A 25096-nucleotide genomic window follows, 5' to 3' on the forward strand; every position below is an offset into this window, starting at 1 on the left:
GGCTTGAATTTTTCAGTCAATTAATAGCAATACTCAATTAAATTATCTATTTCTATTAACAGTATTCAACATAATATCTTTGATGCTCAAGTAAAAGATTAGAGCAAATAATATCAATGGTTGAAACTGTAAAATTGGGTCTAATCGCCAACCTTGGAATATTAAAATAAAACCTGATAGTAATAGAAAAATTGGGATAATAACTAACTGAATTATATAAAATATTGTTGCAAACCTACTAACTCTATTTCCTATTCGCACCAATTGAACTACTACTAATATCAAGTAAAATAATCCAAAAATTATCTGAAGTAATCCCAAAAAGTAAGCAATGTTTATGCCTAAATTGCTGCCAATATTAACTTGAGCTAAATAACACATTCGTAGATGCTGTTTATGGTTTATTAGGTTTGGAATTTTTCAGTAGTTTTTAATATTACCAATTCCCAATTCCCGATTCCCAATTCCCTACTTCTTTTTAATCATTTTGCCGGGATAAACGCGCTGCGGTGGCTGGGCTTCTCCATAAAGTTGCTGTCTACCGTTGCGAATAATTTTTAACGATTCGTTAAGTTCTTGTTCCATATGCTCTAAAACATTATCGGCATATTGATCTGCACCTTGAGCAATTTGTTCGGCTTCTTCCATCGCTAGACGACGCATTTCTTCGATTTCTTGGTGACAAGCACGACGTTTACGCTCGATTTCATCAAGAGTTTCTTGCATAATTTGCTCGCACTCTTGCTGTACTTGTCGGCTCAATTGTTCGGTTTGTTGCTCGGCTTGTCTGATAATATCGCTTTCATTCAACACTTGCGCTCTCTTCGCTTGTGCTGCTTCTACCATTTGCTGCCCGTAAGCTTCGGCTTCTAAAAGAATTTCTTCTTTTTGCTGAATAGTTATGATTGCTTCTTGGAAAGCTTCAGGTAGAGATAAGCGGATAAAATCAAGCTGTTCTAGTAATTTTTCTTCATCTACCAAAGTCTTTCGCGTCAAAGGGATGCGAAAACTGGTAAGAATAAGTTCTTCTAAACGGTTAAGCTCCTGCTGAATATCTACGCTTCCCGGTTGTTGGGGAAATTGAGAGGGTGGATGACTTCCGTTTTGTCCGTTTTGATTGGGTTCGATTCCGTTTGGTTGTGGGTGAAGCATTTGTATGTATCTAAAGCAACGTGAGGGGGAACGAGATGATTAATAGAACCACCAAACCTTGCAATCTCTTTTACCACACTACTACTTAAAAAACTATATTCGTTCGACGTTGCTAAAAAAACAGTTTCTATTTCGGTGGAAAGAGTTTTATTGGTGTGTGCCATTTGCAGCTCAACTTCAAAATCCGAAATTGCCCTTAAACCCCTTAACAAAACTTTTGCTTTGCTTCGGGCAGCGTATTCGACAGTTAAACCTTCAAAAGCATCTATTTCTACATTATCTAAATGTGTTGTAGATTGACGTATTTGTTCTAAACGTTGTTGCACCGTGAACAATGGAGTTTTGTTGGGATTACGTAATACTGCAACAATAACTTGTGAAAATAACTGACTACCACGTTGAATAATATCAAGATGTCCCAGGGTTACGGGGTCAAAACTTCCAGGATAAATCGCAATCATTATACTTAGTCATTTTAAAGTTCAGTAATTATATTGAAGTATTTCTATCTCTGAGATAATGTGTTTAAAATTACAGATTCAATTGTAAGATTCAAAATGTAATGTATTTATCTATTATCCTTGAATTCGCATCAAAATATACTATTTCCATCCATTGCCAATGTCAAACGATTTTGGATTTTAGATTTTAATAACGGATGCGTTTATGGAATTTTAGATTGACTCCGTGAATTAATGCAGAGCTTCTCATCGGTATTTTTATTTTCAATTCTTAATCAATAGTTTTAAATCTTGATGAAATTACCTGTTTTATGGAATAAAAGACAAATCCCCGATATTCATGTTGTACCGGATTGGTATGTGATTTTGGGGGGGATAAATGCTAGCAATTATGATGTTACTTACAGCAGTAAAGATTTTTTTGTAGTCAAAACCCCAGCTGTAAAAAGTCATAATAATCGTTTTATTGTAATTGGAGATATCTGGTTAAGCAACCGCTCTCATTTGCTGCAATTTTTACATCTAAATCAAAAATATACTGATAAAGAAATAGTAGCGCATCTTTGGGAAAAAGAAGGTGAAGAATGTCTCAAGTTGTTAGAAGGAATGTTCTCACTATGTGTTTGGGATAACCTTGAAAGGCATTTATATTTAGTTCGAGATGGCGTTGGTTGCCGCACTCTTTATTACACTAATTCTGGTAAAGTTTGCGTTATTGCGCCTCGTTTAGCAACTCTTTTACCTTGGGGTTCCCAACAGTTAGATTTAGTCGCATTACGAGACTATCTTTGCTGTGGTTTCGTACCTGGAGAGCAAACGCTTTGGCAAAACGTGCGGGAATTATTTGTGGGGATGGTTTTGCAAATCGAATCATCTGGTGAAGAAATAAATTACATCAATGAAAAACTGTTTTGGGAAGCACGAGAAGATATTCAGAATGTAGAAAAAAGTTTAATTTGGCATGGAAAGCAGTTAAGAAAGCTTTTAGATGAAGTTGTACAAGAATATTTACCTGTGGAGCAACCCGTGGGTGTTTATTTATCTGGTGGCTTGGATTCTAGCTGTATAACTGCGCTGGCTGCCAAATTTCACAACCATCCCGTACATACTTATTCAATTCATTTTGGCGAAAATTGTCCCAATGAATTAGAGTTTTCTGGCTTAGTAGCGCAACACTGTAAAACTCAGCATCATATCCTAGAGATTACACCCAATGAAATGTGGGATAAGCTACCACGAGTAATGTCTTATTTAGACGACCCCATCGGCGATCCTTTGACAGTACCTAACTATTTATTAGGAAAGATAGCACGGCAACACGCCGGTGTAATCCTGAATGGAGAAGGAGGAGACCCATGTTTTGGCGGCCCAAAAAATCAGCCCATGTTGTTAAATCAGCTTTACGGTGGAGTTAATAATACTGAAGAAAATATGGTAACAAATTACGTTAATTCTTTTAAAAAATGTTCTTCTTATTTACCGCAACTTCTCAAGCAAGACGTTTTCACAAAAATAAAACAGAAAGATTTTGTATTCGCCGATTACCTGTATCGCAACGAAAGCTACTTAAATCGATTAATGACAATCAACATCAAATTTAAAGGAGCAGATCATATCTTAACAAAAGTTAATAACATGACAGTTGCCAATGAATTGCAAGGGCGATCGCCATTATTCGATAGAAGAATAGTAGAGATGGCGATGCAGATACCACCGCAGTATAAACTAGCAGGGGCGCAAGAAAAAGCGGTATTAAAACAAGCTGTTTTGGATATATTGCCAAGAGAAATAATCGAGCGCCCTAAAAGCGGAATGATGGTACCAGTACAGTATTGGTTTAAGAATATCTTTCAGCGTCGAGCAAAAAGTTTGTTATTGAATAAAAATGCTGAAATAGCACCATTATTAAATCAAGAATTAATTAAACAGTGGTTGAATTATCGCGGTGATGCTTGGCAGCGTTATGGAGTTAAATTGTGGCTGTTGGTAAGTTTAGAAATTTGGTTGCAGGTGCAAAAAGATAAGAAGGCATAGGGAATTGGGAAATAAAAATACCTGGCGATTGAATATGCCCTGGCGGGCACGCTGCGCTAACGCGGCTACACAAGCAAAACCAGCCTGCGCGGGTTTCATTATATTTAATATCAGGTTGATATTAAGATGAAAAAGTAAATTGATAATTGATAACTGCTCACTGCTCACTGCTCACTGTTAACTGATTTATCCAAAGCTATCAACAGCAAAAATTGTAATACCGCTATCGTTATCGTTACCATAATCATCTGCACCAATAAAAGTAGTGCCCCCACTATCTGGTTGAAGATTATCAGGTTGGCAACTTTTAGCAATACCTTGAGTCACAACTCTTAATAATCTTTGGGGAGTGAAAGATTCTAATTCGATAAATTTACCCGACTCTAACCATGCAATTTCTGCTTCAGTTAAATCTCGTTTGACATCAATTGATAAATTTCTTGCATCTGCTGCATATTCTTCTTTTTGTTGTACAAATGCTTTGGAATTATCTATAAACTGACGCGGCAATAATCCTAAATCATAAATAGTAACATCGGTATTTAAAAACCAATTAGGGCTGGTGCGGAGATGATTTACTAAACTTACACCCCGTGGAGAAGCGTCATGTAAAGCGTAGACTTTTAAATTGGGGTTGCGTCGTAACATTTCCATAACTGTACTAAAAATGTTTTCTGGATATCCGGAAATACTCAAGACGGCACAGTTATTTTCAAAGTGGAAATTATTGGCTATTAATAATTGTGCAACTTCTGCGCCATCGCACACAACTACTCTATCGAAACTGTATGCGGTGATATCGGGATTGAGGTTAGCTGGTGCATTTTGCCGACGTGCATAAGGCAGCATATTTGTAATTGTGCCATTAATTTGTTGCCAACGATTTATCCAATTTTGAAATAAATTTTGATTGATTATAAAAGGTTCTGTCGCATCTACTATACGTCTTATTTGTATAGTTCCTAAATAAATAGATGTCATGCCTAAAATAACGCTGATTACAAATAAAGGAAATGATTTAATTGAAACCGAACATAAAATACCTACTATCAAAATTACAATGCCGCTAATTTGAATAAATTTGGCATTACCTTTACGTACATAACGTCTATTTTTTTGAGATTTGCTTTGTAAATATGAATTAATAAATATTATGACTAATCCTACAATCAATGAAATCCCAGCAGTAAACATGGCAGTTACAGGAAAAACAAGAAAGAATCCACATCCTTTCCATTGATTCATTTGATTATTTTTCTTTGATACACGCCTTTCTAAAGCGTAGAAAAACTGCTTTGGAGTAAAATATAAGGTACCCTTAGCAGAAATATCTGTAATTACTTTGTGAAAAAATGGATCGGTAAATTTATATTTAACATCAGAACTTGTTGGTTCAAATGCAAAAGTATGATTGCAATTTTTACATTTACCCTGATTAGCAGTTCTTTCTTTTAAATTATTATCAACTCCGCAATTAACGCATTTCATTTATTTATCCAAATATTTGGTTGTGTAATAAAATATCATAATCTTCTCTTCTACGGATTAAATTATGGTTATGGTTATTATTTTCTAATAAAACTTCAGCAGGGCGGGTACGATGTAAGAAATGGGAAGACATTGCATAGCCGTAAGCGCCGACATCTAAAATAGCTATCATATCTCCAATTTCTAATTTTGGAAGCTGACAGTTTTTTCCTAAATAATCGCGAGAATAAGTAGTGTTTCCACAAACATCTGTAAGATATGATTTCCCAGTCTTCCAAGTGATAATTTCGCGATAGCCTCCATGTACAGATGGTACTGATAAATTAGCAACGGTAGTATTAACGCCGATAATTTGTTTATCTTGCTGCCATTTAACAGCAACAACACGAGCAAGAAGAGTTGCACAGCCGGCAATTGCAGCCCTTCCAGGTTCGATAATTAAATCAATTTTTCTATCAAGCTTTAATAAAATATCGGTAATTTCTCTACCAAAACTTTCCCAATCAAAAGCAACTCCATCATGATGATAAGGATATCCAAAACCGCCACCAAAATCTAAATATTGCCAATCTGGTAATAATTTTGCGGTTTCGATAATTAGATTAATTACTTGGGTAAAAGCCTTTGTTGAATTAGTACCCGTGCCTCGATAGAAGTGCAAACCGCTGATTTTTAAATTTGCTTTTCTGGCAATTTCTACAGCTTCTGTAAACTGATTTGGGCGTACACCAATACGACTATCGCCGGTAATTTCGGGTAAATTTAACCGCAATCCTAATTTTATTTCTTGAGAGAATTTAGATTTAATTTCAAAATCTGGGAAACCTAACCCCCTAGCCCCCTTCCCTTGTAGGGAAGGGGGTATTAAAGCCTCTCTACTTGTAGGAGAGAGGTTTCTTGGTATGTTATAAACGTCGCAAAATACCTGTAGCTGATTAATACTATCTAAATTAAAAGCTGTAATTCCCCAATTTAATAACTGAGTCATTTCTTCAGCATCCAGATTGCTACCGCTATAAATAATCTTATCTGGAGAAAAACCTGCTTTTAACGCTAAATAAACGTCACCAGGAGTATTCGCATGAATTCCCCAACCGCAATCTTGGAAAATTTGCAGCAATGAAATATTGCCATTAGTTACGCTCGCAAAGTGGAATTTTGTATGTGCATAAGAAATTGATTTAGTAATGCGAGCGATTGTCTGACGTAAAATATCACCTTGATAAACGTATAGTGGCGAATCGTAAATTGAAATAATTTCTGTTGCTAAATTATAGGGAATGAGGCATTGGGCATTGGGCATTGAAATTTAACCTCGTAATGAAGTTAGTTATTCACGAGGGCATTTTATACTAATTTCTTATAAAAGTTTACTTGTATTAATTAAATTGTAGGGTGCGTTACGGCTTGAATAAATATAGTTATTAATTGAAAGTTAAATAGTCTAACGCACCATTATGTTGAAGAATGAGGCAGGGATGTGATGTTTACTCCATAATAATTTTATCATTTTGTCCCAAATACCTAATACCTAATCTCCATTCTTAGCATCTAGATAAACAATCAATTATAACTGATATGCAACGGGTTATGTTGGGTTATCGTAATAGATTACTTTACCTTCCAATGGGAATGGTTTTTTGACTTTAGATTCCGATGCTGATTCTTGCTTTTGTTGAGAATTTTTAAGAATGATTACCTCTACAGCATCCCCCGCATGAAAAGGTAATCCCCTTAATGTTAAAGTTCCGTCTTCATTTAATACTGTTTCAATTAAAATTTCCTAATCTCGGATGGTGCGTTACGGCTTCAACTACATATTAGTTATTGATCAAAAAATTTCGTGCCGTAACACACCCTACAAGAAGATAGGTATCATTGAATACTTATTTAATTTTCAAAAACAATTTAATTTTTCTATATAAAAAACGCAAATCTATACATATTTCAGGTGTAAATTCTGCACGCATTATGAAACTCTTCTCTTGTAAAATTTTGATTAAACAGGCTGTAACCCTTGCTCTTACTTGAATAAAAGCTTTTCTTAAATACTATTAGGTACTCCAGTACTAAGTTTAATAAGCAATTCTTTTATATCTAAAGATTGATTCACGAATTATTAAATAAAATTTTAAGATGTTGCGTAATTCAGTTTTATTATTGGCTTGATAAAATGGCAACAAAAGTAGGAACTAATCAGCGTAACCTTTTGCAAGGTACTCCTGAAAATGACAGTATTAAAGGTCGTGGAGGCAACGATATTCTAGCTGGCTACGATGGCGATGACATTATAGAAGGTGGTGACGCAGTTGATAATATTTTTGGCGGTACAGGAGTAGACACGCTATTTGGTGGTAATGGCGATGACATAATCAGAGGCGGCGACGATAAAGATTTTATATATGGAGGTGCAGGTGATGATGTTCTTCGAGGTGGAAAAGGCTCTAATGTATTAGAAGGTGGCGATGGTAACGATATTATCTTAGGGTTAGGGGAACGAAAAAGTTTAATTGCACGATTACAAGATAGACTTTCCGAACAAACAGCGGGAGAGATACCACCGTCTTTTAACGATCCAGAAGTTTTAACTGGAGGAGCAGGGGAAGATGTTTTTTTACTAGCTCCATCTAGTCGAAATCCAGGGAAAGCTTTTGAAAGGGGACAGAAGTATGCACAAATTACAGATTTCAATCCATCCGAAGGAGATGTCATCAGATTGCCAGGAACTAGGTTCGATTATGACACTGTAAACTATGGCTTCGACGGCACCGCGATTTTGTATATAGATGATCCTACTGTTAATTTAGATTTCGGTTTAGATCCTCTTTCTATAGGCGGTAGTGGCTTGGCTTTTGATGTTCCAAATGGTTCAGCTTTGGTAGCGATTTTAGAAGATGTAAGCATTACTCAACTAGGCTCGGATGCTTTTACATACGGTTAAACTAAGAATTGTTTAAAGCCTAAATCAGAGCTTATCTAAACAAGACAGCATTTTGAATTTTTCAAGTTAATCGTTGGTTGTTTATTGAATAAAAACTTATGTGAAATGAAGCGCGATTTTATTCGACGAGGTGGAATCTTTTAAAATTTCCTAATTTCGGATGGTGCGTTACGGCTTCGGATACATATTTGTTTTCTTTCAAAAAATTTCGTGCCGTAACACACCCGCGCAATATCCCCCCTATGCCCTATATCCAAACTTCTGTAAAACCCTCAGCCATAACAACCGATAATCAAAAACTTTCCCTTCAGCTTTCTCACCTAAAACTTCAACTCGCCACATCTCCCACATTAATAGCAACCATAAAACTTCACCGATGCGACGCTGACGAATTTGCCCGCCGATTTCACCCGCGAGAATTTTCCGAATCATATCTTCTTGATAGCGCCCTTCAGATTTCAAAATTCCTGTATTCAATCTTTTACTAATTTCTCCCCACAACTCACCCAAGCACCAATTATTTAAAGGTACTCCCATTCCGCGCTTTTCTCGCCAAACAATTTCCGACGGTAGCCACGATTCAACGGCACGTTTGAGGATGTATTTTTCAGTATTACCCTGCAAACAAAGTTCTCCCGAAAGTGCAAAACTCCATTCGGCTAATGCTAAATCGCAAAAAGGCGATCGCACTCTCAAGTTAAATGCTTTTGCTAAATTCGTAGCTCTGGGATGAATGTTTTGTGCGCCTTTGAGCATCAAGCTTGCCCGCCGCAATCTCGCTAAAATATTGTTGGTAAATTCTGGGTTTAATGCTTCTACAATCCAATTTTCTGGATTAATGGTTTCAATTTTACTAGTTACTTTAGCTTGAAAAGATTGCGCTTCATAACCATAAAGGCGATGAAAGGTTCTCAAGTATTGTTGATTAAAATCTTCAGAATTATAAATACCGGCAGCAATTAAAGGTTTATTAGTCCATCCAGCAAATAATTGATCTCCTCCTTCACCGTTAAAAATTACTGAAGTTTCCTTTGATGCAGCTTCGCACAGTAAATATAAGGGTACCGTTACGCCATCGCCAAAAGGTAAATCTAAAGCTTTGACAGTAGCGCTAATTGCCGATTTAATTCGCTTTGGAGTTGCATCCACTTTTACCAAAGGAATTTGTAAATGTGCGGCGACAGTTTCAGCAAAAGGTAATTCGGAAATTGCATATTCACCAAAATCCAAAGCGTAGGCTTTCACTTTTACCCCAGCTTGCACTAATAAAGCCGCAACAATTGAAGAATCTAATCCCCCAGAAAGAAATACTCCTACTTCATGATTGGGTAAATCACTAATTTGACGTTGGATAGAATCTTTTAATAAACTTTGTAGTTGCAATATCGCTGTCTTTTCATCTCGAATTAAATTTTCAGATTCTTTCCACTCGTATCGATTTTGGATTTTAACAACGGATGTATTTGATGTATTTTGATAATTTTGATTAATTTCCCAAATGATTTCACATCCTGTAGGTACTGTGAAAATATTTTCGATGGGAGTTAAAGGAGTGGGTACGTAAGAGAAGCAGTTATAGCTGTAAAAGCCTGGAATACTAACTTGTGGCGAATCTAAAACAGGTAATAACAACTGCATTCGCGTTGCAAACCAAATTATCTGCCCTTGCTGAAACCAATATAAAGGTACGCGCCCTATTCTATCTCGACTTAAAATTAAACGCTTATTTTCAAACTTGATTGCGGCATCTGGCAACTCTGGAATTCCAGCAGCAGAAAGCGAAACTTGACAAATATCTTTCTTTTTAACAATTTCTTCGTCGTTAATAGAAGTTTTATTTGCAATCCATCCAGCGGCATAGAAAAAGCAATCATCATTTTCATAACTTACTTTTTGTAACCCTTTATCATCAGATGCCTTACTAAACACCTTATTTAAAAGAGCTTCCGATTCAGATAAATTACCGCAACCCCAACAACCTATAATCAATTATCAATTATCAATTATCAATTATCAATTACCCATTTTCAAATTACTTAACAACAAACTTATTGCTAGTAATAACCTCATCATCCAAAGTCATTTGTACAAGCCAATTACCAGCAGGAACACTTTCCTTAAATTTGTACCGGCAATGAGTATTCCAAACTTCTTTACTAATAGTTTTAGTTTTCCAACTATTTTGATGAGCAATTTCACGGTTAGGATCGACCCAATTACAGCCTAATTCTACCTGTTTACCTACCGGAGCATCTTCAAGCGTTACATTATAAAATATTTCTGGAGTACTTTGACGGTTAATTTCTTCTAAACTTGCAGAATCATCATTACGTCTAAAACCAACTCGACTATCATAAACATTAATACGTTCTAGTGCTTGCTGCTGCTGTTGCTGCATGAAAAAAGTCGCTGCGATCGCACTTACTACCACAGCCAGCACACCCCCAATTATCAAACGATTGCGTTTCTTCTGCTTATCCATAGCTTGCTTGCGATAAACCTGCATCACAGCTTCATCGAGCAAATCATCAGGTAAATTTAACTCATCTAAAATCTGCTCTAACTCTTCCACTTCAATTTCAGATTGTCGCCGTTGAGACAAACGTTCAACTTCTGCGACAATTTGAGAAACTTGTTTTGTTGTCAAACGCTTCTGCATAGCAATCAGCCAAAGGTATGTACGTAATTTAACTTCTACACTGCACCCTTGGTATCAGCAAACTTAATCCGAACCAGATTTGTAAGGAAAAAGGCAATAGGGAATAGGGAACAAGTTAATTTTATTACCCAACCAATATTTACCGATTAACCTGCTGACAAAATCCTAAAAGTATCTACTTAATCTTGCTCAATTTTTATACAGGCAAGAATTTAATTTCCCATAGTATCAGATTTCAATTACCAACAAATAGTAACTAGATCACAATTGGCAATTATCAATTACCAGTTACCAGTTACCAGTTACCAGTTATAAATTAATAATTCTCCTTGTCCCCCCATCCCCCCATCTCCCCATCTCCCCATCTCCCCCTCTTCCCCCTCCTGCTTGCAAAAATACGGGAGTATGTCACAGTATGAGTGCAACATTCTTCGTTACGGTATTTCGCATGGCACTGGATATTTCCTATTTGCCCTTGGCGTTTATGTTTACTTCTCCGGGCCCAATTTTAGTAAAACTAGGGCCATTAACTATCCGCTGGTATGGCTTATTGATTGCCTCAGCAGTATTGATTGGTGTTACGCTTTCTCAGTATTTGGCGAAGCGTCGTAATGTAAATCCCGATTTATTAAGCGATTTATCGATTTGGCTGGTAATTGGTGCAATTCCTGCTGCCAGAATATATTACGTTTTATTTCAATGGCAGGAATATTCCCAACGTCCGTGGTGGGAGATTTTCGCTATTTGGAAGGGTGGTATTGCTATTCATGGAGCGATTATAGGAGGTCTAATAGTCGCTGTAATATTCGCAAAACTAAAAAAAGTTTCATTTTGGCAATTAGCAGACTTAGTGGCTCCCTCGCTGATTTTGGGGCAGGCAATTGGACGCTGGGGAAATTTCTTCAACTCCGAAGCCTTTGGAAAGCCGACTAATTTACCTTGGAAGCTTTATATTCCTCGTGAAATTACGCTTGTTGATGGCTCAAAAGTTTACCCGCGCCCGCCGCAATTCATTGATGAAAATTTCTTTCATCCGACATTCCTTTACGAATCATTGTGGAATGTGATGATATTCAGTTTGCTGATGATATTATTCTTTCGAGCCTTACAGGGAAAGCTCTCCTTGAAAACAGGAACGATATTCTTGGTTTACTTGGTAGGTTACAGCTTAGGACGCTTTTGGATTGAAGGATTGCGTTTAGATAGCTTAATGCTCGGCCCCTTAAGAATCGCTCAAGTAATAAGTTTAGTAGAAATAGCCATCGGATTAGCTGGCTTATGGTGGCTATACATCAGAAAACGCCCCTTACCAGATGTCGTTTCTACCCAGAGTGAAGAGATAAGGGAGATGAGGAGGTAGGGAGATAGGGAGATGGGGAGATGGGGAGATGGGGAGATAGGGAGATAGGGAGATGGGGAGACAAGGAGACAAGAATAATTTTAACCTTTAACCTTAATTACTCCTAACTATTCCAATTACCAATTACCAATTCCCAATTTCCAATTACCAATTCCCAAAAATAAAAAATGCCCCAGAGTATTCTCTAGGGCTTAACCAGGGTGCATCTACCAATCAATATTTCTATATATAGGGGTTGAATCCGGAAAGATACCGTGATATTTCCTAAAAAAATTTGAAGGAGAGGGCATTGCCTGTTGTTTTTATGCGTGAAAATACTAGTATTTTGTGTGAGCAAAAAGCTGAAAGTAAATTAAAGCCAGCAGTTTATATTGTGGGTGCTGGTCCTGGCGACCCCGATTTATTAACGATTAGAGCGCAAAAGCTACTTCAACAAACCGATGTAGTTTTATTTGCAGACTCTTTAGTCCCTCAAGAAATTTTAGAATTTTGTCGGGAAGATGCTCAAATCATTCGCACGGCTTCTAAAACCCTCGAAGAAATTGTGCCGATGATGGTGGAAATTGTGAGAAATAATCAATCGGTTGTGCGTTTGCATTCGGGAGATCCAAGTCTTTACAGCGCCATCCACGAACAAATGCAGCAACTTGCCCAAGCTGAGATTCCTTTTGAAGTCATTCCCGGTATCAGCGCTTTCCAAGCCGCCGCCGCAAAATTAAATGTCGAGCTTACGGTACCGGGTTTAGTGCAAACCATCATCCTTACCCGCATCAGCGGGCGCACCCAAGTACCGCCAAAAGAAGAATTAGCCTCACTAGCAGCACATCAAGCTAGTCTTTGCCTGTATTTGAGCGCCCGCCACGTCGAAGATTCCCAAGCAAAATTGTTAGAACATTATCCCCCCGAAACCCCCGTAGCAATCTGCTTTCGCGTCGGCTGGCATGACGAAAAAATTCTTGTAGTTCCCCTAAGCGAAATTGCAGAATGCACTCACAAAGAAAAACTAATTCGCACCACACTTTATATAATTAGCCCCGCCCTTGGTGAGGCAACAGCGCGATCGCGATTGTATCACCCAGAGCATTCGCATTTATTTAGACCAAAGTAGGGGAGACAAGGAGACAAGGAGACAAGGAGATAAGAAAAATTTTAACCTTTAACCTTTAACCTTAATAACTCCTAACTATTCCCAATGCCCTATTCCCCATTCCCCACTCTTCGATAAACTGAACGGTAGAGAAGTAATTAGGTTTCTGAAACTCATGTTGGACGAACAAGCTAAAAAAACGATGTTGCGGAAGATTCCTCACGGTTTATATATTTGTGGGGTTAAGGATGGTGAAGAGGTTAACGGTTTTACTGCGAGCTGGTTGATGCAATCTTCGTTTAAGCCGCCTTTGGTTGTAAATTGTGTCAAAGGAGATTCTATATCCCATCAAATGATTGAAAAAAGTGGGGTATTCGCCATCAGCTTCTTAGAAGACACGCAAAAAAACTTAGCAGAAAAATTCTTTAAACCCATGCGCCGCGTTGGGAATAAATTTGAAGATGTAGAATTTTCCCTTGGTAAAGAAACTGGATGTCCGATTATTACCGACTCTTTGGGATATATCGAATGTCAGGTTGTCGGAAAAGTTGATAAAGGCGATCATACCGTTTATGTTGGCGAAGTTATCGCTGCGGGAGTTCACCGTGAAGGCAAACAACTCAATCTCGAATCAACTAGCTGGAATTACGGCGGGTAAATATTGTTAGGAGTTAGGAGTTAGGAGTTAGGAGTTAGGAGTTAGAAATAACCAATCCAAAATCTAAAATCTAAAATCCAAAATCGGATTATGCCTTTAATTAAAGTCCAAAGTTCTATATCTACTCCTCAAAAAGCTGAAGTTGAGGGGATGCTGAAAACCTTGTCATCTAAATTAGCAAAGCATACCGGGAAACCGGAATCTTATGTAATGACGGCTTTTGAAGCAGAAGTTCCCATGACTTTCGGTGGTAGTACCGACCCAGTTTGTTACATAGAAATCAAAAGTGTCGGTACAATGAAACCCGAACAAACGAAGTCCATGAGTCAGGATTTTTGCCAAGAAATTAATCAAGCCCTTGGTGTGCCTAAAAATCGCATTTATATCGAATTTGCCGATGCCAAAGGTGCAATGTGGGGTTGGAACGGCAATACGTTTGGTTGATTTTTTTACCTTAATGTAGAGACGTAGCACTGCTACGTCTCCCTAACGTTTTGGTTGTATCATTCATTTATCTCCACGCCTTCAGCTCTCGCTAAAATCAATTTAAAGTTAAAGTTAAATATACTTGCGATGAAAGGCATCCATAATGGCTAAAGACGTTTTCCATCAACAGGTTAAAAATGCTTTAATCTAAAGATGGATGGAAGATTACCCATGACCCCTTAACAATTCGTATTAGTGAAGCAGTAAAATTACAGATTGATTTAGCAGCAGAAAACGCTATTGCAGCAGAACGAGATTCAGAAAAAATTGCTGTAGAAATTAAAAGCTTTATTGCGGATTCAGATATTAGCGCATTTCATACCGCATTAGGTCAATATCTTAACTATTGCCAAGCACTTGAAGAACAAGAACCTTACCGAATTGTTTACTTAGCCGTTCCGATTGAAACCTACCAGGATTTTTTTCAGCTTTCTTTCATCCAACGTGCTTTAAAACGTTACCAAATAAAGCTAATAATTTACAATCCTAAATTAGAGGAAATTGAGCAATGGATAAGTTAGAACAATATCGAGAATTTGTGAAGAAAATTTTAACGGAACACGCTCAGATAGCTACCAATAATGATGATAACGTCAAGGCAGAGCTAATTTTTGATCGAGAAAATGATCATTATCAATTGGCTTATGTTGGTTGGCAGGGAGATAAGCGAGTATTTGGCCCTGTAATGCACTTTGATATTCAAGATGGCAAAATCTGGATTCAATATAACGGTACGGAAGATTCTGTTGCCGAAAGGTTGGTTGAAATGGGTGTACCAACTTTAGATATAGTTATCGGTTTTCATTCTTCTTTTAAACGCCAATTTACTCGTTATGCGGTTGGTTAAATATACGTTATTAATTAAAGCTTGATTAAATTCCCTCAGCTTGTAGTAAGGGATTTATCGCTTCATTAGAGAACGCGCATTTCTGACTACGAACTATTATCTACTCTCCCCCGACAATAAAAAGCTCAAATAATCTACCATAAAGATTCACTGTCTTCTTAATCATCGCGGTTTCACTATGTCTGTTAATTCTGTAGTTTCTTCTAAACCTCCCACTCCTAAATATCCGAAAATTTCTGTCCCTCCTTTATTGGGAGCATCTTTGGAAGAGTTGACTGCTTGGGTACAAGAGCAGGGACAACCAGCTTACAGAGGAAAACAGTTACATCAGTGGATATATCAAAAGGGCGCTCGTTCCTTGGCTGATATTACTGTGTTTTCTAAGCAGTGGCGGGAATCTGTAGCGGAAATTCCCGTAGGGCGTTCTACTTTACAGCATCGTTCGACTGCTCCCGATGGCACTGTAAAATATCTTTTGGAATTGGCAGATGGGGAAATTATCGAAACCGTTGGTATGCCAACTTTTAAAAAATGGGGCAAAAATCGGAATAGACAAGGAGAAAAGCAAGGAGAATTAGAACGTTTAACGGTTTGCGTTTCTACTCAAGTTGGTTGTGCGATGGCTTGCGATTTCTGCGCTACTGGTAAGGGTGGTTTCAAGCGAAATCTAACTCGTAGCGAAATTGTTGACCAAGTTTTGACGGTACAAGAAGAATTTGGACAACGGGTTACTCATATCGTATTTATGGGTATGGGAGAACCGTTATTAAATGTAGATAATACTTTGAGTTCTATTCAATCCCTTAATAAAGATGTGGGAATCGGACAGCGCAACTTAACTGTCTCTACAGTAGGTGTTCCCGGACGTATTCGTAATTTAGCAAAATATCGCTTACAGGCTACCCTTGCAGTTAGCCTCCACGCACCAAATCAAGAATTGCGAGAAGAACTTATTCCCAGCGCTCGTAAATACAAAATTGAAGAATTATTTGCCGAATGTCGCGACTACGTAGAAATGACCGGACGGCGCGTATCTTTTGAATATGTACTTCTTGCCGGTGTCAACGACCTTCCAGAACACGCACATCAACTATCGCGGCAGTTACGCGGATTTCAATGTCACGTAAACTTAATACCTTATAATCCCATTGAAGAAGTAGATTATCAACGCCCAACTTACGATCGCATTCAAGCTTTTGTACAAGCCTTAGAAAAACACCATACCGCACACAGCGTTCGTTACTCCCGTGGTTTAGAAGCAGACGCTGCCTGCGGACAGTTGCGAGCTAGTAAGAAATAGGATGGGTGGGGAGAGAGGGAGAGAGGGGGATGGGGAGACAAGGGGACAAGGGGAAAATAATTATTAATAACTCCTAGCTTCTAACTCCTAATTCTTAACTCCTAATTCTTATCTCCTAACTCGGTGAGCTATTCCCAATGCCCCATGTCCTATACCCCATTCCCAATTCTTATTTACTGGCGTAAATACCGGGGGCGTAAGCTTCAATAACTTTTCCGGTGCGGGTGCAGTTAATCATTAAGTAATCGCAATTTGCACAGCTTGTGCGACATATTTGGCGTTCGCAAATATAATGTCTTTCGCATTTACTACCACAATTGGGACAGCAAACTTTTTGTATTATCTCCGTTTTGAAATCTTTGTTCTCGTGCTTTTGTTGAGAAGGCACTGTTTCTAATTCTTTGGTCTTCATGTAATTAATTGATAAAACTTGAGAAGGCACTGTTTCTAATTCTTTGGTTTTCATTTAATTAATTGATAAAATATTATAGAAATCAAATTCAATATACTTTTTGCATCTGTTTTATTAAGGCAACAAACCTCCTACGTTTTTCTATTATCTTTTTACAGCAACCAATTTCCATCTAACTTTAGATATAAAAACGTTGAATAGACCTGATTTATGTCTTTCTATGAGTCGATCCTCGTTGCATATGCTTTGAGACTGCTTGATTTGAAGTCATTCCAGGATAAGCCAATCGTATTCATAATCGCGAAAACATTATTATTTTTTAATAAGTTCGATTTATAACAGATAAATGGTTCAAATAACAAAATATAAAGATAAGGCATTTATAGATTGAAGCCTTCATATAAAGGTGTAGATGGAAAAACTAAATGATTTAAGAAAATTATTTGCCAGCTGTGAGGGCTTTGTAATGATGGTTGCCCAGGCTTCTGCGGGTGATGTAGCGCTGCCTCATGCGCCCATTGGTATTACAAGTGCATAATTCCCACCCAACTCGAACCAAATAATAATAGTGGGAAGCTTTGCTGTTTTCTTTAACAATGATTAAAAATACTGTTGGTATCGACGCATACTTACAGTAACAGCCCAGTTTACTGTTATTATTTCTCATGCATTTATAGCGATAAAAAAAATGGATAACGAAAACCACCGCGCTTACTGGCGGAAAAATGTAGCTTTAATTCGCAATCTTTTAATAGTTTGGGCTTTAGTATCCCTGGTATTTAGTATTCTGCTAGTCGAGCCTTTAAATACAATCCGTTTTTTTGGCGTACCCTTTGGCTTTTGGATGGCGCAGCAGGGTTCAATCTTGGTATTTGTGGCGTTGATTTTTATTTACGCCGTGCAAATGGATAAATTAGACCGCGAACATAATATTAGAAGATAGGGGAAAATCGTGACGGTTGAAATTTGGACAATTTTGTTTGTTGGCGCTTCATTTTTAGCTTACGTCTACATAGGTTGGCAGTCTCGCATTAAAGATACTAAGGGCTTTTTTGTCGCCGGACAAGATATACCAGCCCTAGCTAATGGTGCTGCGACTGCTGCTGACTGGATGTCGGCAGCTTCATTTATTTCGATGGCGGGGATAATTTCGACTTTGGGCTACGATGGCTCAATTTACTTGATGGGATGGACTGGCGGTTACGTACTGCTAGCACTACTCCTAGCTCCCTATTTGCGAAAATTTGGCAAATATACCGTACCCGACTTTGTTGGCGATCGCTATTATTCCCAATTCGCTCGATTGGTTGCTGTCATAGCCGCTATCTTCATTTCGCTAACTTACGTCGCTGGACAAATGCGGGGTGTTGGTATCGTTTTCAGCCGCTTTTTACAAGTTGATGTCAATACTGGTGTAATTATCGGTATGGTAATCGTCGGCTTTTTCGCGGTATTGGGAGGAATGAAAGGCATTACCTGGACGCAAGTAGCCCAATACTGCGTTTTAATTATCGCTTATCTTATCCCTGCGGTTGCGATCGCCTTTATTCTTACAGGAAATCCGATTCCGCAATTTGCGTTTACCTTCGGCGATATTGCAGATAAATTAAATGCCGTTCAAGTTGACTTGGGTTTTAAGGAATATACCCAGCCATTCGCCAACAAATCAATGTTGGACGTGCTGTTTATTACCATTGCTTTGATGGTAGGAACAGCAGGCTTACCCCACGTAATTGTCAGGTTCTACACGGTTCCTAACGTCCGCGCCGCTCGTTATTCTGCGGGTTGGGCATTATTATTAATTGCCATACTTTATACCACCGCTCCCGCCCTTTCGATGTTTGCTCGCTACAACTTAATTAATTCACTGCATAATAAAACCATTGTAGAAGTACAGCAATTAGACTGGGTGAAAAAATGGGAAAATACTGAATTATTGGTTTTCGACGACAAAAACGGTGATGGGAGGTTGCAGTTAACCCCAGACGAAGCAACCAACGAAATCGTAATTGATAAAGATATCATCGTACTTTCCACCCCAGAAGTAGCCAAACTTGCGCCTTGGGTAATTGCCTTAGTAGCCGCAGGAGGTTTAGCGGCAGCTTTATCTACAGCATCCGGTTTGCTGCTAGTGATTTCAAGCTCCATCGCTCACGACGTTTATTTCCGCATGATAAACCCCCACGCATCGGAAAGTAGGCGGGTATTCGTCGGCAGAATCATGGTAGGTTTTGCAGTAGTAGTCGCCGGATACTTTGGCGTAAACCCGCCGGGATTTGTAGCGCAAGTAGTAGCATTTGCCTTCGGATTAGCAGCAGCCAGTTTCTTCCCCGCCATATTCTTAGGAATATTCGACAAACGCACAAACAAAGAAGGTGCGATCGCCGGAATGTTAACTGGCTTAATTTTCACCACAGCCTATATCATCGGCGTAAAATTTGCTGGAATGCCCACATGGTTTTTCGGTGTTTCCGCCGAAGGTATCGGCACATTAGGTATGATAATTAACTTAATTGTCACCCTAATAGTTTCGCGCTTAACACCACCACCACCAGCAGAAATTCAAGCTTTAATTGAAGACTTACGCAGCCCAATTGTGGAAGAAGAAACATCCACGGTGGTGCATTAGGGAGATGGGGAGATCGCACAGCCACTGCGTTGGGCGGGTTCCCCGACTTGTAACAAGTGGCGCAACCCGGAGGGGGGGATGGGGAGACAAGGGGACAAGGAGAGAGGGGGTAGAGCGTGTTTTCAAACTCGTTGTATCCGGCGGAAAAAGGTAATTTTGGGCAGGGTGCATTGATGAATCGAGGGGATTTAAGTAACGAGCAATGGGAGCGGTTAAAACCACTACTTCCACCACAAAAACCTCATACCGGCAAGCCAAGTAAAGACCACCGAACGGTCATTAATGGAATCCTGTGGATTCTTAGAACTGGAGCACCCTGGCGAGATATGCCGGAACATTACGGTCCGTGGGAAAGTGTCGCAACCAGGTTTTACAGATGGCAAAAAAATGGTATTTGGAACCAAATTTTAGAATCCTTACAGGCGATCGCTGACAAGGAAGGACATCTTGATTGGGAGGTACATTACGTGGATGGAACAGTGATACGCGCCCATCAACAGCACTACGGCGGTAAAAAAGGGGCGTTCGCGCAGCGTCTCGAAGAGAAGAAGATGAAAAATTAGGGCGTTCTCGTGGTGGATTCAGTACAAAAATACACATCAGATGTGAAGGCAAAGGAAAACCGATCACTTTTCTTCTTAGTCCAGGTCAGCGAAACGAGTCGCTTTTTCTCTAACAATTGATGGAACAAGGTTCTGTTAAGCGTTCTGGGCGGGGTCGTCCGCGCATTCGTCCTTTAAGACTGGTTGGAGATAAAGGTTACACGGGTCGTAGAATCCGTAATTACCTTCGTCGTCGCGGTATTCGTTTAACCATCCCAAGACTAAGCAACGAACCACGTCGCGGTCCATTCAACCGTGAAATCTACCGTCAACGTAACCTTGTAGAGCGTGCTATTAACCGAATCAAACAGTTTCGCCGTATCGCGACGCGATACGAAAAGCTTGTACAAAATTATACTGCGATGTTGACGATACGCGAAGCGTCGCCCTTTAGGGCTATCGCGCTAATTTTATTGTGGTTATAGTTTGAAAACACGCCCTAGGCTTAAAGTGTAGTTGACCTCTAAAGAATAATTCTCGTAAACCTTTATAAGATTTAAAAGCTTCAGTCACAGACCTTAAAGTTTGTTGCATAGGTGTCGATGGCATCGATTGAGCTAACAGCGTTTTAGAAACTGATGGCTCAAAGTCTAAATCAAACTTACCTGTTAACAACTTCCCAGTCTTAAATAAAATTTGATGTGCAAAATAAATACCGCAATTATAGAGCTTCCCAGATAGTTGACAGAGGTATTCTAATAGCGACTCAGTATCTTTATCCAAGCGCAGTAAAACTTGCTGAACACCCATATTTTTCTTAACCTTAGCCATTGACCGACCTCTCAGTGTTATCTTGTATGTATGTTAACACGCATAAACAGAAGAATAAATGCCTTTTAAGAAAAATAATCAATATGGTTTTGAAAAAAAACTTGACCGTCCTCTCGACAAAAAGATAATTGGTTTTAGGTGCTATGAAGGTCAAGCAGATAAGTTGAAGCAAATTCCTGATTGGCAAGAAAAGTTTAGGCTATATATTGACGAACTAATTAAAGACCACAGCGAATAAATTCGCGCGTGGCGTTTTTCCTCCCAGCTTTAAAAAGAGTGGGCTTCCAAACTACCGAGATTTTCTTGTGAGGAGGATGGGGAGATGGTGAAGCCACTCTCGTGGGTCCGTCTCCCGCAGTACGAGAGAAGTGGTGTTAGCGTAGCGTCTCCGGAGGAGATACCCGAAGGGGGAGATGGGGGAATGGGGAGTTTTCAATTACCAATGCCCCATGCCCAATTCCCAATCTAACTAAATTGTTCTTCTGCATCTAAATTGAATAGTTTTTGTAGAGTTTGCATACAGTGTCGTCTGGCTTCGACATCTTGCTGCGCTCTCAACTGCACCATTGGATCGTGTAATATTTTGTTTACAATTCCTCGCGTTAGGGCTTCAATTACTTCTTGATGTTTTTCGCCAAATTCCGAACCCAATCTGGATAAAGCTTTTTCTAATTCTTGCTCGCGGATGGTTTCAATTTTGTTTCGCAAAGAACTAATAGTCGAAACTGTTTCCAGGCTGCGCCACCAAATATCAAAAGCATCTACTTCTTGTTCTAAAATCCCTTCTGCTTCCCGCGCTATTTGACGACGACTTTCTTGGTTTTGCGCTACTACAGCTTTTAAATCGTCTACATTAAATGCCTGTACGTTGTCTAGTTCGTTGACATCCGAATGAACGTTACGCGGTACGGAAATATCAAATAACATCAAAGGACGACTGGGTTCTAAAACCAATTCTAATTTGCTGCGGTCAATTATTGGCTCTGTCGCAGAAGTACTTGTAAAGACTAAATCGCTCTCGTTAATTACTGGCATCATTTGTTCCAGAGGTTGAGTGCGGATAGTACAAGCACTAAATTTATTCGCTAATTCCTCAGCCCTTTTAACCGAACGATTTAAAATACAAATTTCGACTGCACCTTTGGATATCAGATGCTTTACCAGCAAATGCGACATTTTGCCCGCGCCAACAATGGTAACTCGAACTGCTGCTAAATTTTGGGCTTTAATCTGAGCTAGTTCCACCGCAGCAGAACTAATGGAAACCGCACCAGTTCCGATACTAGTTTCGCTACGCACGCGCTTACCGGCTGTGATGGCTTGTTTAAATAATTTGTTTAAAACCGTTTTGATACCTTTATATTGTTGACCAATTTTATGAGTAGTTTTAATCTGAGCCAGAATTTGTCCTTCTCCAAGCACCAGGCTATCTAAACCACTACTAACTCGCATTAAATGCATCACCGCATCTTGATGCAGCAGCATAAACAAGTGAGGTCTTAAAATGGTTACAGGTAATTTACTATGTTCCGAGAGAAATTGAATTACTTCTCGGATGCCTTGTTCGCTTTCTTGAGTAACAATATAAATTTCTAAACGGTTACAAGTGCTGAGAATTGTTACTTCTTCAATACTGGGGTAGCTTAACAGGTGAGCGATCGCACCTTCAGTTTGTGGTTCGGGAATGCTAAGTTTTTCTCGAACTTCTACGCTCGCTGTTTTGTGGCTTAAGCCTACTACTGCTATATGCATTACTTTAAATGGTAATTACTAACTATTTATTGATAATTGATATTCTTGAAATGAAAATGGGCAACTGAAAAAAGTTATGAGTTATGAGTTATGAATTATGTGAATTAAAAATGCCTTTATTACCTGTAAATATTTTGAGATCGGTTTCAAATCGTATTAAAAGGATTATCAAGGCAATTAAGATGATTTGAATCATAAATTCAAAAATCCCAATTTTTAACTCTTAACTGCTAACTCCTAACTGCTAACTCCTAACTGTACAGACGTAGCATTGCTACGTCTCTACAACAACTCCTAACTCTCAACTTCTTAGTGAAGACTTATGGTTTCTGGCTTATTGGTCATATGAATGGTATCAACAAACCGGGCAGTTTTGGATTGACTCGAAATTACTAAGCTTTGAGTTCTAGCTCCTCCGTGGAAGAAACGAACGCCTTCCATTAAGGTTCCGGGAGTAATACCGCAGGCTGCAAACAGTACGTTTTCGCCTTTAGCTAGTTCTTCGGCGGTGTAAACTTTATCTGGGTCATTAATACCCATTTCTTTAAGTCTGGCAAGGTTGCTTTCTTTGCTTTCGCCAATCAAACCTGTTTTGACTATTTCTGGATCGTAGATCAATTGTCCTTGGAAGTGACCGCCCAAGCAACGCATTGCAGCAGCAGAAATTACACCTTCGGGAGCCGCACCAATACCCATTAAGGCATGAATGTTGGTTCCTTCAAATCCGCAGGAGATAGCAGCAGAAACGTCACCATCGCTAATTAACCGGACTCTTGCGCCAGCTTGACGAATTTCGGCAATTAAATCTTTGTGACGGGGACGATCCATCACTACTACTACTAATTCTTCTATCGAACGATTCATACATTCAGCTAGAATTTTTAGGTTTTCAGTAGCAGATTTATCGATATCTACTTTGCCCTTGGCTTGTGATGGTGCCGCTAACTTTTTCATGTAAAAGTCAGGTGCAGCAAATAAACCGCCTTTTTCCGAAATTGCGAGTACTGCCATCGAACCATTTTGACCGTATGCTACCAGGTTAGTACCTTCACAAGGGTCAACGGCGATGTCAATTTCAACTAATTCATCGGGGTTACAGAAAGTCTTGGCATCTTCGCGAGTACAAATTCCCACTTCTTCACCGATGTAAAGCATGGGAGCATCATCGCGTTCGCCTTCTCCAATCACAATGCGTCCGCGCATATAGATTTTGTTCATTCTTTCCCGCATAGCTTCCACTGCTACTTGGTCGGCGGTATTCTTTTCGCCCTTACCCATCCATCGAGCGCTGGCGATCGCCGCTAGCTCAACTACCTCAATAATCTCTAACCCAAGAGTATTTTCCACGAAGTCTGCCCTCTCAATTGCTTGGCCATTCGCGGTAAAAGCGAATTGCGATTTCAGTTATTAAGTCTACCAAAGGGCGTATACCCGTGGAAATGCGTCTTGCCAATTCGTTTTGTTAAGTTTTGCTGCCGAGCATATTTCTGGCATCAAACTATTGGCATATATTACTATTTCATTTTAGTACTTTTTTTACATTCGGATATATGTAATTGTAATTTTGGTCAATTAACATTGAGTTGAGTTTTTTTATTATGTTGATTAATTAATCTAATGGCTTTTTATATTAATATTAATGAACATATTCTTCTTTTGTTGGCTTATTATATGCAATTTTAAAATCGCCAAATATATTTGATTCAGTTTTAATTTGTCAAATTAATCGCGAAAGAAGGGAACGGTAAACGGTGAAGAGAGAATATAAAACGCACGCTGTTTCAAGCAAAATTTAATCATGTATTTTATCTAATTTAGTTAAAATGAAATATCTGATTGAATATATTAATTAAAATAAAAATAGTAAATTTACTTGCAATATTAATCATCTCTACGCTACGTATTTATATCCTTCTCTAGCTGCGAATATTCCTTTTGGGCAATAATAAATTAAATATAAATATTGTATATCCACCTTGGTGTATGGCTTTGAAGAATTTGTAATTAAGAAAAAACCCCCAACTGCTAGGCTAAAAGAAAGTTTCAAATTCAAAAAAATTCTCACGTAAAAAATATGCTTGACTTTCTCAACCCGCTTTTAGGTCGCCATCCCGAAAAAATCAAAGCAAACGTCGAAATTTATACCTGGCAGACTTGTCCTTACTGCATCCGGGCAAAAATGCTTTTATGGTGGAAAGGAGTTAAATTCACCGAATACAAGATTGATGGAGACGAAACCGCTCGAACCGCAATGGCTTCCCGTGCCAATGGAAAGCGCACAGTACCACAAATTTTTGTGAATAATCAACACGTTGGTGGTTGCGACGATTTGTATAAATTAGATACCCAAGGTCAACTTGATTCTTTGTTAAATCAGCCTGCAACAGCTTGATTAAAACAGGACTTGCATAAGTCCTATAAAAATATAAAGCTTTTGCTAAAATCATTTGAATACAA

The 25096-nt window shown here is 38.8% G+C and carries 25 protein-coding genes and 1 pseudogene; 14 read left to right on the plus strand and 12 right to left on the minus strand.

Going from position 1 to position 25096, the window contains the following annotated elements; translation table 11 throughout:
• Positions 1 to 42: 42 nt before the first annotated feature.
• The 3 genes from ACM03V_RS01695 to coaD form a co-directional block, all read right to left on the minus strand.
• The gene (locus ACM03V_RS01695) at positions 43 to 381 is read right to left on the minus strand and encodes a Ycf66 family protein (protein WP_414619019.1); all 339 of its coding nucleotides are present in this window, start codon (positions 379 to 381) and stop codon (positions 43 to 45) included.
• Positions 382 to 468: 87 nt separating this feature from the next.
• The gene (locus ACM03V_RS01700) at positions 469 to 1152 is read right to left on the minus strand and encodes a DivIVA domain-containing protein (RefSeq protein WP_414619020.1); all 684 of its coding nucleotides are present in this window, start codon (positions 1150 to 1152) and stop codon (positions 469 to 471) included.
• Positions 1056 to 1613 carry a pantetheine-phosphate adenylyltransferase gene (coaD, locus tag ACM03V_RS01705; protein WP_414619021.1) on the minus strand — a complete coding sequence of 186 codons (558 nt, stop codon included), beginning with the start codon at positions 1611 to 1613 and terminating at the stop codon, positions 1056 to 1058. The genes ACM03V_RS01700 and coaD overlap by 97 nt, the downstream gene beginning before the upstream one ends.
• A gap of 294 nt (positions 1614 to 1907) precedes the next feature.
• Between coaD and ACM03V_RS01710 the strand changes: the two genes are divergently transcribed.
• Positions 1908 to 3647, plus strand: a complete 1740-nt coding sequence (locus ACM03V_RS01710; RefSeq protein WP_414619022.1) for an asparagine synthetase B family protein — start codon at positions 1908 to 1910, stop codon at positions 3645 to 3647.
• 186 nt (positions 3648 to 3833) lie between these two features.
• Here ACM03V_RS01710 and ACM03V_RS01715 read toward each other — a convergent pair whose 3' ends face one another.
• The 3 genes from ACM03V_RS01715 to ACM03V_RS01725 all read right to left on the minus strand — a co-directional run bounded on the left by ACM03V_RS01715 (position 3834) and on the right by ACM03V_RS01725 (position 6915).
• Entirely contained in the window at positions 3834 to 5135 is a 1302-nt protein-coding gene (locus tag ACM03V_RS01715) for a hypothetical protein (RefSeq protein WP_414619023.1), read from the minus strand.
• 4 nt (positions 5136 to 5139) lie between these two features.
• Positions 5140 to 6438, minus strand: coding sequence for a diaminopimelate decarboxylase family protein (locus tag ACM03V_RS01720; RefSeq protein ID WP_414619024.1), 1299 nt, complete (start codon positions 6436 to 6438; stop codon positions 5140 to 5142).
• A gap of 285 nt (positions 6439 to 6723) precedes the next feature.
• Positions 6724 to 6915 carry a hypothetical protein gene (locus tag ACM03V_RS01725; protein ID WP_414619190.1) on the minus strand — a complete coding sequence of 64 codons (192 nt, stop codon included), beginning with the start codon at positions 6913 to 6915 and terminating at the stop codon, positions 6724 to 6726.
• Positions 6916 to 7308: 393 nt separating this feature from the next.
• Between ACM03V_RS01725 and ACM03V_RS01730 the strand changes: the two genes are divergently transcribed.
• Positions 7309 to 8076, plus strand: coding sequence for a calcium-binding protein (locus tag ACM03V_RS01730; RefSeq protein ID WP_414619025.1), 768 nt, complete (start codon positions 7309 to 7311; stop codon positions 8074 to 8076).
• Between the two features lie 240 nt (positions 8077 to 8316).
• Here the strand turns inward: ACM03V_RS01730 and ACM03V_RS01735 are convergent, their stop codons facing one another.
• Both ACM03V_RS01735 and ACM03V_RS01740 read right to left on the minus strand, forming a co-directional pair.
• Entirely contained in the window at positions 8317 to 10065 is a 1749-nt protein-coding gene (locus tag ACM03V_RS01735) for an asparagine synthetase B family protein (protein ID WP_414619026.1), read from the minus strand.
• Between the two features lie 43 nt (positions 10066 to 10108).
• The gene (locus ACM03V_RS01740; RefSeq protein ID WP_414619027.1) at positions 10109 to 10735 is read right to left on the minus strand and encodes a DUF3859 domain-containing protein; all 627 of its coding nucleotides are present in this window, start codon (positions 10733 to 10735) and stop codon (positions 10109 to 10111) included.
• A 448-nt stretch (positions 10736 to 11183) separates the two neighbouring features.
• Here ACM03V_RS01740 and lgt point away from each other — a divergent pair, with 448 nt between their 5' ends.
• The 7 genes from lgt (at position 11184) to rlmN (ending at position 16473) form a co-directional block, all read left to right on the plus strand.
• Positions 11184 to 12095: a prolipoprotein diacylglyceryl transferase gene (gene lgt / locus ACM03V_RS01745; RefSeq protein ID WP_414619191.1), complete on the plus strand. Its 912-nt coding sequence runs from the start codon at positions 11184 to 11186 to the stop codon at positions 12093 to 12095.
• 304 nt (positions 12096 to 12399) lie between these two features.
• On the plus strand, positions 12400 to 13203 hold the full coding sequence (cobM, locus tag ACM03V_RS01750; protein WP_414619028.1) for a precorrin-4 C(11)-methyltransferase: 804 nt from the start codon (positions 12400 to 12402) through the stop codon (positions 13201 to 13203).
• A 154-nt stretch (positions 13204 to 13357) separates the two neighbouring features.
• Positions 13358 to 13840, plus strand: a complete 483-nt coding sequence (locus tag ACM03V_RS01755) for a flavin reductase family protein (RefSeq protein ID WP_414619029.1) — start codon at positions 13358 to 13360, stop codon at positions 13838 to 13840.
• Positions 13841 to 13930: 90 nt separating this feature from the next.
• Positions 13931 to 14284: a phenylpyruvate tautomerase MIF-related protein gene (locus ACM03V_RS01760; RefSeq protein ID WP_414619030.1), complete on the plus strand. Its 354-nt coding sequence runs from the start codon at positions 13931 to 13933 to the stop codon at positions 14282 to 14284.
• Between the two features lie 233 nt (positions 14285 to 14517).
• On the plus strand, positions 14518 to 14847 hold the full coding sequence (locus tag ACM03V_RS01765; RefSeq protein ID WP_414619192.1) for an element excision factor XisH family protein: 330 nt from the start codon (positions 14518 to 14520) through the stop codon (positions 14845 to 14847).
• Positions 14835 to 15173 carry a XisI protein gene (locus ACM03V_RS01770; protein ID WP_414619031.1) on the plus strand — a complete coding sequence of 113 codons (339 nt, stop codon included), beginning with the start codon at positions 14835 to 14837 and terminating at the stop codon, positions 15171 to 15173. The genes ACM03V_RS01765 and ACM03V_RS01770 overlap by 13 nt, the downstream gene beginning before the upstream one ends.
• Before the next feature lie 178 nt (positions 15174 to 15351).
• Complete coding sequence (rlmN, locus tag ACM03V_RS01775) at positions 15352 to 16473, plus strand: 23S rRNA (adenine(2503)-C(2))-methyltransferase RlmN (RefSeq protein WP_414619032.1); 1122 nt, start codon at positions 15352 to 15354, stop codon at positions 16471 to 16473.
• Between the two features lie 169 nt (positions 16474 to 16642).
• Here the strand turns inward: rlmN and ACM03V_RS01780 are convergent, their stop codons facing one another.
• Positions 16643 to 16885 carry a replication restart DNA helicase PriA gene (locus ACM03V_RS01780; RefSeq protein ID WP_414619193.1) on the minus strand — a complete coding sequence of 81 codons (243 nt, stop codon included), beginning with the start codon at positions 16883 to 16885 and terminating at the stop codon, positions 16643 to 16645.
• A gap of 688 nt (positions 16886 to 17573) precedes the next feature.
• Between ACM03V_RS01780 and ACM03V_RS01785 the strand changes: the two genes are divergently transcribed.
• From ACM03V_RS01785 to ACM03V_RS01795, 3 genes and pseudogenes are all read left to right on the plus strand, one after another.
• Complete coding sequence (locus ACM03V_RS01785) at positions 17574 to 17828, plus strand: DUF4212 domain-containing protein (RefSeq protein ID WP_414619033.1); 255 nt, start codon at positions 17574 to 17576, stop codon at positions 17826 to 17828.
• 9 nt (positions 17829 to 17837) lie between these two features.
• Positions 17838 to 19514 carry a sodium:solute symporter family protein gene (locus tag ACM03V_RS01790; protein ID WP_414619034.1) on the plus strand — a complete coding sequence of 559 codons (1677 nt, stop codon included), beginning with the start codon at positions 17838 to 17840 and terminating at the stop codon, positions 19512 to 19514.
• A 173-nt stretch (positions 19515 to 19687) separates the two neighbouring features.
• A pseudogene (locus ACM03V_RS01795) lies at positions 19688 to 20541 on the plus strand (IS5 family transposase).
• Here ACM03V_RS01795 and ACM03V_RS01800 read toward each other — a convergent pair.
• A complete protein-coding gene (locus ACM03V_RS01800; RefSeq protein ID WP_414619035.1) occupies positions 20513 to 20887 on the minus strand; it encodes a hypothetical protein in 375 nt (124 codons plus the stop codon). The pseudogene ACM03V_RS01795 and the gene ACM03V_RS01800 overlap by 29 nt on opposite strands.
• Positions 20888 to 20945: 58 nt before the next feature.
• On the opposite strand from ACM03V_RS01800, the gene ACM03V_RS01805 reads away from it, so the two are divergent.
• Entirely contained in the window at positions 20946 to 21125 is a 180-nt protein-coding gene (locus ACM03V_RS01805; RefSeq protein ID WP_414619036.1) for a hypothetical protein, read from the plus strand.
• A 227-nt stretch (positions 21126 to 21352) separates the two neighbouring features.
• Here the strand turns inward: ACM03V_RS01805 and ACM03V_RS01810 are convergent, their stop codons facing one another.
• Both ACM03V_RS01810 and glpX read right to left on the minus strand, forming a co-directional pair.
• Positions 21353 to 22639: a glutamyl-tRNA reductase gene (locus ACM03V_RS01810; RefSeq protein ID WP_414619037.1), complete on the minus strand. Its 1287-nt coding sequence runs from the start codon at positions 22637 to 22639 to the stop codon at positions 21353 to 21355.
• 309 nt (positions 22640 to 22948) lie between these two features.
• Positions 22949 to 23986, minus strand: a complete 1038-nt coding sequence (glpX, locus tag ACM03V_RS01815; protein WP_414619038.1) for a class II fructose-bisphosphatase — start codon at positions 23984 to 23986, stop codon at positions 22949 to 22951.
• A 727-nt stretch (positions 23987 to 24713) separates the two neighbouring features.
• Here glpX and grxC point away from each other — a divergent pair.
• Positions 24714 to 25031, plus strand: a complete 318-nt coding sequence (gene grxC / locus ACM03V_RS01820) for a glutaredoxin 3 (RefSeq protein WP_414619039.1) — start codon at positions 24714 to 24716, stop codon at positions 25029 to 25031.
• Positions 25032 to 25096: the final 65 nt, after the last annotated feature.

Origin of the sequence: Calothrix sp. CCY 0018 (assembly GCF_963920925.1) — a bacterium.
In the GTDB taxonomy this organism is placed as follows: Bacteria; Cyanobacteriota; Cyanobacteriia; order Cyanobacteriales; family Nostocaceae; genus Rivularia.